Genomic DNA, 6,223 nt, shown 5'->3' on the forward strand with positions numbered 1-6,223 from the left:
AAGGTGGATATAGAATAATTACATTGTTAATTACTTAAAGAGGAATATGGATCTAATAAGCTCAATAGCTGGAATTACGGCAGCCTCCGCTGGTGGAATATTTGTAGTGCTAATGATAATCTTTGCCATAGTAGCCTCCCTGATAGGACTGGGTATATTTATATTATGGATTATAACCCTGATCGACTGTATCAAGAGGGACGACAAGGATTTTGCAGTGGGTGGCACCAATGCCAAGATTATATGGTTACTGTTGCTGATACTGGTAAACAACATTGTCCCCATAATCTATTATTTTGTGATTATGTATAAAAAAGAGGACAAAAAACCAAGTAAAACCAGTAATTAATACCGTATCAAGAAGCAAGAAACATTTTCAGATAAATATACCAGTCTTTTTGGCTGGTATATTTGTTTTATCAGGGCAAAAAAATGGAGCGGGAAACGGGATTCGAACCCGCGACCCTCAGCTTGGAAGGCTGATGCTCTAGCCAGCTGAGCTATTCCCGCTCAAATGGTCGGGATGAGAGGATTTGAACCTCCGACCCCCTGCTCCCAAAGCAGGTGCGCTAAACCAAGCTGCGCCACATCCCGACATACAGCAAGAAGTTATAATAACATAAATCTAGAAATTTTCAATAAAACGGTAAAAAGAAGAAAGGGCCTTGCCCCTGTGGCTGATATTATTTTTCTCTTTGCTGGAAAGCTCAGCCATGGTCCGGGTAAAACCATCAGGAATAAACAGGGAATCATAGCCAAAACCTCCCTGGCCCCTTTCTACAAACCCTATTCTTCCTGGGCATATGCCTTCAGTCTTAAACAATAAACCCTGTTGCGGATCCCATAAAACCAAGCTGCAGACAAACTGGGCACCTCTTTGGGCTATATCTATGCCTTCTAGCTCTCTTAAAAGCTTTATGCGGTTTTCCTCATCCGTAGCCTGGTCGCCGGCAAAACGGCTGCTTAGTACGCCAGGCCTCCCTTCCAGGGCATCCACTTTTAGGCCCGAATCATCAGCTACCACCATCAGCTGGGTATGCCTGGAAATAGCCTCAGCCTTAAGACTGGCATTATCCAAAAATGTGTCCCCTGTTTCTTCTACTTGTGGAAAATCCTTAATTTGTTTATAGGTAATCCATTCTATTCTAGATTGAACGGGGTGGCTATATCCCTCTATTTCCCTTATTTTACCTTCATTCTGGGTAGCAATTGCTATCTTTAACATCTATATCCCTTCGCTTAGCAACCTTTTTTGCATTTCTATCAAGTTAAAAATAGCAGCCATGGCTTTATCCAGCATATCGTCAAAAACCCCCCTGGAAAAAGGCAGGCCCTCTGCGGTAGACTGCACTTCTATCAACCTCTGTTTAGAATCCATCACTACATTCATATCCACTTCCGCATTGGAATCCTCTTCAAAACAAAGATCAACTAAAATATCGCCCCTCACCACTCCTACACTAATGGCAGCTACAAAGTTTTCTATAGGCAATTCGGCCAGGACTCCTGCCTGCACTAAAGCATGAAGGCAGTCAAACAAAGCAATAAAGCTTCCGGTAATGGAAGCAGTCCTGGTTCCCCCATCGGCCTCTATAACATCACAGTCCACCCATATGGTGCGCTCCCCCAGCTTGCCCAAGTCTACTGCCGCCCTCAGCGACCGGCCTATCAGCCTCTGTATTTCATGTGTCCTGCCGTTTATCCGGCCCATAGTCTGTGGCCTTATAATTCTCTGGGGGGCACAGGCCGGAATCATATCATATTCTGCGGTAATCCAGCCGCTTCCCTTACCTCTTAAAAAAGGAGGCACTTTATCCTCGGCAGTAGCGGTACAAACCACCCTGGTATTTCCCATCTCAATAAATACAGAACCAGGGCTATGGGATATATATTGCCTGTTTACCTTGATATCCCTTACCTGGCCTGGCTTCCTGCCGTCAATTCTAGCCACCATAATTTTTCCTTCCCCATTAAAGTTCCAAATTAATACTTATCACATCTGTTATATCTTCCCCCAAAAACATCTTTCCTACCTCAAAAAAATGGCTTCCGTAACCGGTCTCATAGAATATCCGGGTAGGCATGCCCCCTGGAGGGGCAGCTATGTTATGGGCAGCTAAGATTTTTTTAACATCCGCCGCAGTTTCCACTGCAGAGCTGATTACCTTTACCCCGCTGCCGGCACAAGCTGATATGGGCCCCTCTATTAAAGGAAAGTGGGTGCAGCCCATGATGAGCACATCAATATCCTTGGCCAGCAAGGGCTGGATATAGCCGTATATGGCCTCATTGAGCTTATCTCCGCTAAGTATGCCCTGCTCCACATATTCCACCAGCCGGGGGGCAGCAGCGGAGTAAACTTCAATGTTTTCATCTATTTGGCAAATAGCCTGCTGGTAAGCTCCGCTGTTTACTGTACCCTGGGTTGCAATTACTCCTACCCTTCTGTTTACCGTAGTCTTTACTGCCGTTCTGGCTCCCGGCTCTATAACCCCTATAATTGGTATGCCGTATCTGCTGTTAAGCTGCCCCAGGGCTGCTGCGGTGGAAGTATTACAGGCAATGACCATAAGCTTTACCTCTTTTTGGGAAAGAAACTCGGTAATCTTAAATACAAAACTTCTAACCTGTTCCAAATCCCGGGGTCCATAGGGCACCCGGGCTGTATCTCCGAAATAAATTATGTTTTCATCTGGAACCAGTTTTAAAATTTCCCGGAGCACGGTAAGTCCCCCTACCCCCGAATCGAACACCCCAATAGGCCTGCTGTCCACAAATTCTCCTTTAAACCCCTTTGAAATTGGTAATTTAGTAATTATATAATTAAAAACTATAAATTTAAAAAACTGTTACTTTTTTTGGCAGAGATAATATATCCAGCCTCCCCGGTTAAGTTCTCCGGGATTGGAAGTACAGATTCCGCTTCTTCCATAAGTAGATATATTGGAAAAACCAGCTGACTCCAGTTGCCTTACCTGCTCGTCCCTGCTTATATAATATACACTGGCCTGTCCATTGAGGGAATTATCGTACAGCGAGCCCCGCTCGCTTTGTCTTAGCTCCCTTATAAACCCTTCCATAGACAAGCTTCGGTTCAAGAAACTTAATCTTAAATTCTTGATAGCCTGTTTAGCATACTGGACCAGTTTGCCCCCTAAAGAAATACCGGGATCTATGTTAACTGACCTGATCCTGAACAGGTCAGTTAACTTATACCAGTTAATATTATGGCTGGAAAAGGCAAACCATCCTCCTGGGGATAAAACCCTGCTTATTTCCGCTAAGGCTCCTATGCGGTCTTGATGGCTGAAGCTGTCCAAACCATTGTAGCTGAACAGCACAAAATCAAAGCTTCCATCCTCAAATACTGACATATCCCTAACATCACATTCTACAAAATCATATTGTGGATACTTGGCCCGGCAGGTCTTTACCATATTAGGGGCATAATCGGCTCCCTTGTAATGCCGGGCCAGAGAGGCGAAATATTTGGTAGTCCTGCCTCCTCCCACCCCCATATCCAGCATCCTGCAATGGGGCAGACTTTCCCTTAATTTTTCCCTTATAGACTCCTCCGGAGCTTCTATGTAATCACGGGAGCCGTAATCACTGGCAATCTCCAGGGAATTATATATTAATTTATGTTCCAAACTAATCATTCCTTTTCATTAAATTTTTGTAATTATAAATAAAAAATTGGAAAAATTTAAGGGGGTTTTAATTACAGCGGTTCCTGCACAAAAACAGCTTGAATTTAGCTTGCAGGTTATTAGGTGTAATTTATTCTGGAAGGTTTTTATACTTAAGCAGGAGAACCGGCCATTTTAATTTAGAAAAATTTAAAAAACATACTTAACAGCCAACCCTGGCTGCCCGGGTTTTACCGCTAGCCTATAGCCTTAACCGATTCCCTGATTACCAGCTTGGGTTTTAATATAATTCTTCGGATGCAGTTGTAATCTTCGCTCTTCAATATTTCTACCAGTTGCTCCACAGCTATTTTGCCCATGGAATACTTGGACTGTTTGATAGTAGTCAGGGGAACCCTTACTGCCGAAGCTACCTTTATATTATCATAACCTATGATGGAAAGATCCTCAGGAATGTTTAGGCCCAATTCATTGGTCACAAAGTTAAGGACTTCGATAGCTATATGGTCATTGCCGGCAAAAAAGGCAGAAATCTGATTATCGCAAATAAGCTGGCGGGTCTTGCTTTTAAGCTCCTGGGAATCAAGCACATCCTTAATCTTTACCCTGATGGTATCGGGCAGGCCATTCCGGGCCAGGGTATCCTTAAACCCCCGGTGCCTTTCCTTAAGGCTGTAGATCTTGTCACTTCCCACAAAACCAATAGCAGTATGGCCCATGCTTATGAGATATTCTGCAGCCAGCTTGCCCCCGTAATAATTGTCATTGGTAATGTAGTTGATGTCTCCGTAATCCGATTTGCCGTCCACCAGCATAAAGGGAACCCTCATTGTTTTTAGGATCTTAACTATTTTTTCCCTTAAATTGATAGTGGTAAACAGCAGGCCTTCCACCTGCCTGGAAATCAGGGTGTCCAGCAATTTTTCTTCCGTCTTCATATCATAATTGGAATTGCTGATTATAACGGTATAGTTAAGGTCTTCCGCAGTATCTATAACTCCCTTGGCTACCCGGGCATAAAATGGGTTTTCAATATCCGCTAAAATTAAGCCTATGGCCTTGGTCTTTTTGGTCCTAAGGCTTCTGGCGATGATACTGGGCCTGTAGTTCTTTTCCTTGATGGTCTGGATTACTTTTTCCCTGGTTTCCTTTTTTACCAGGTCAGCCCTTCCCGACAATACCCTGGATACTGTAGTTTTGGATACCCCGGATAAGGCCGCAATTTCATCTATGGTAATCTTCTTTTTATTGGAAGCGGCTTCCATAAGCCACCTTGCCCCTATTATTATCAGCTATGCCTGCTATCAGTAAACTCCGTATTCGTATGCTGCTTCAAACATGGCTATTACATTTTCAGGAGGAATATCTGCCATTACATTATGTATCTGGTTGAATACAAAGCCTCCCCCTGGAGCAAAAATTTCTATCCTGCGCTTAACATCTTCCTTGACTTCTTTTGGACTTTTGCTGGGAAGTACGTCCCTGGTATTGCAGCCGCCGCCCCAGAAGGTCAAATCCTGGCCGAACTCTTTTTTAAGCTTGGCTGCATCCATGTTAACAGCAGTAGTCTGTACCGGGTTTAATACATCCAGGCCTGCTTCTATCAGGCTGGGCAGCAACTCATAATTAGACCCGCAGGAATGCAAAAACACTTTGCAGTCGCTGTTAGCATGTACAAAGTCCCACATCTTTTTGTATCTGGGTTTAAATATCTCGGCAAAAATTGTAGGGGGTATAAAAGCACTTTGCTGTGAACCCAGATCGTCTCCAAACTGCAGCAGGTCTACGTAATCCCCCACTCCCTTAAGAACCTTATCCAACAGGGGGAGATACCCTTCTACAAACTTGTCCAGCAGGCGGCCTACCCCTTTTTTATCCAGCATTGTGTCCATTAAAAAATTATCCATGCCCCTGGTCCAGGTGCCCATTTCAAACAGGTTACAGCCTACCGCCAGCATAATGGAATAATCTGTCTGCTGGTATAAGTTTTTGATCATATCTATAAATTCTTGATACTGGGCCTCATTAAATATATCAAGATGCCAGGGGGGAGAAGGCACTGACCATAGGGTATCGGAAAAATCCTTTTCATCTATCTGTTCCGGTATTTGGTCCAGGTGGGCATAAGGCCAGTATATTTGGTCCACATACAATGATGATTTGGGTTTCTTTCCTACTACCAGCCCCCTCTTATTTTTAAGGTGCAGGGTGCCCTGCTGGTCTATATCAAAATCAATATATTTGGGTACCAGGCACCAGGAACCGTCATTTAATTGAAACTGCTTCCATTGGGATTCATCCTCCAAAAAAGCCTGGCCGGCATCAATGGCATCAATATGGAAAGCGTCACGCACTGGTTGCTCAGGATAAGCCAGCTGCTGCTGGAAGTCATACATTCTGGCCAGCCCGGTATCCAGTCCCATCTTTTTTCTCAAGTGATTGTAGGCAATTGTAGCTATGCCGGTAGACCTCATGGCTCCAAAATCAATAGGTACACGGTCTGCTTCCTTATGGCTAATGGCCAGGCGAACCCTTTCCCTGGAATTGTATCGCTCTTTCATGGTCTAGCTCCT

Annotated in this window: 7 protein-coding genes and 2 tRNA genes; 1 reads left to right on the forward strand and 8 read right to left on the reverse strand. The window is 44.2% G+C overall.

The genetic code is table 11. The annotated features are described in order from the left end of the window. Positions 1-46 precede the first annotated feature (46 nt). A complete protein-coding gene (locus PHN32_08815; protein MDD3777691.1) occupies positions 47-349 on the forward strand; it encodes a PLDc N-terminal domain-containing protein in 303 nt (100 codons plus the stop codon). Positions 350-433: 84 nt separating this feature from the next. Here the strand turns inward: PHN32_08815 and PHN32_08820 are convergent. The 8 genes from PHN32_08820 to PHN32_08855 form a co-directional block, all read right to left on the reverse strand. Continuing rightward, positions 434-510, reverse strand: a tRNA-Gly gene (locus PHN32_08820). Positions 511-515: 5 nt separating this feature from the next. Beyond that, positions 516-594, reverse strand: a tRNA-Pro gene (locus PHN32_08825). Between the two features lie 31 nt (positions 595-625). Next, on the reverse strand, positions 626-1,225 hold the full coding sequence (gene rdgB, locus PHN32_08830; GenBank protein MDD3777692.1) for an RdgB/HAM1 family non-canonical purine NTP pyrophosphatase: 600 nt from the start codon (positions 1,223-1,225) through the stop codon (positions 626-628). Beyond that, complete coding sequence (gene rph, locus PHN32_08835; GenBank protein ID MDD3777693.1) at positions 1,226-1,954, reverse strand: ribonuclease PH; 729 nt, start codon at positions 1,952-1,954, stop codon at positions 1,226-1,228. A gap of 16 nt (positions 1,955-1,970) precedes the next feature. After that, positions 1,971-2,774, reverse strand: coding sequence for a glutamate racemase (murI, locus tag PHN32_08840; protein ID MDD3777694.1), 804 nt, complete (start codon positions 2,772-2,774; stop codon positions 1,971-1,973). A gap of 75 nt (positions 2,775-2,849) precedes the next feature. Beyond that, complete coding sequence (locus tag PHN32_08845; protein MDD3777695.1) at positions 2,850-3,650, reverse strand: class I SAM-dependent methyltransferase; 801 nt, start codon at positions 3,648-3,650, stop codon at positions 2,850-2,852. Positions 3,651-3,886: 236 nt separating this feature from the next. Next, the gene (locus PHN32_08850) at positions 3,887-4,915 is read right to left on the reverse strand and encodes a LacI family DNA-binding transcriptional regulator (protein MDD3777696.1); all 1,029 of its coding nucleotides are present in this window, start codon (positions 4,913-4,915) and stop codon (positions 3,887-3,889) included. Between the two features lie 39 nt (positions 4,916-4,954). Continuing rightward, positions 4,955-6,211, reverse strand: coding sequence for a uroporphyrinogen decarboxylase family protein (locus PHN32_08855; GenBank protein ID MDD3777697.1), 1,257 nt, complete (start codon positions 6,209-6,211; stop codon positions 4,955-4,957). Positions 6,212-6,223: the final 12 nt, after the last annotated feature.

The organism is Actinomycetota bacterium (assembly GCA_028698215.1).
Taxonomy (GTDB): domain Bacteria; phylum Actinomycetota; class Humimicrobiia; order Humimicrobiales; family Humimicrobiaceae; genus Halolacustris.